1 pseudogene is annotated in these 631 nt (G+C 60.5%); it reads left to right on the top strand.

The annotated features are described in order from the left end of the window. Nucleotides 1-631: pseudogene (locus tag AC0ZWN_RS28830) on the top strand (type IV secretion protein Rhs); the annotation flags it as partial.

Raw genomic sequence — 631 nt, 5'->3', positions numbered from 1 at the left:
TACCGCTATGACCATGCGCAACTGCTGCTCACCGAGATTGAAAACGAATCCGGGGAAAAGTATCGGCTGGATTACACCTCCACCGGGCTGATTCGTCAGGAAAGCGGTTTTGACGGCCGCCGCACCGCGTACGCCTATGACCTTAACGGCCATTTGCTGGAAAAGACCGAGTTCGGCGATGACGGTTCACAGTTAGTCACTGCTTATGAGCGCGATGCTGCCGGCCGCCTGCTGGTCAAAACCCTGCCCGACGGGATCAAGGTCACCTACCAATACGACCGCCTCGGTCGTTTGATTGGGGTCGATGACGGCCAGCAACATCCTTTGGCCTTCGAGTACGACCGTCAGGATCGGCTGATCACCGAGCATCAGGGCTGGGGCACCCTGCGTTACCGCTACGACGCCTGCGGCCAGTTCAAGCGCATGCGCCTGCCGGACAACAGCGTGCTCGACTACCGCCGCGCCAAGGGTGGCGCGCTGACCGACATCGACCTCAACGGCACACCGCTGACCCGCCATGTCTACCAGTCCGGTCGCGAACTGCAACGCCAACAAGGTCTGCTGCTCAGCGAATACTCCTACGACGATCAGGGACGATTACTCGCCCACGCCGTAGGCCATCAGCGCGATG

Source organism: Pseudomonas sp. 3B-A001-10F, assembly GCF_056313565.1.
This window is presented reverse-complemented; position numbering and strand designations above follow the sequence as displayed.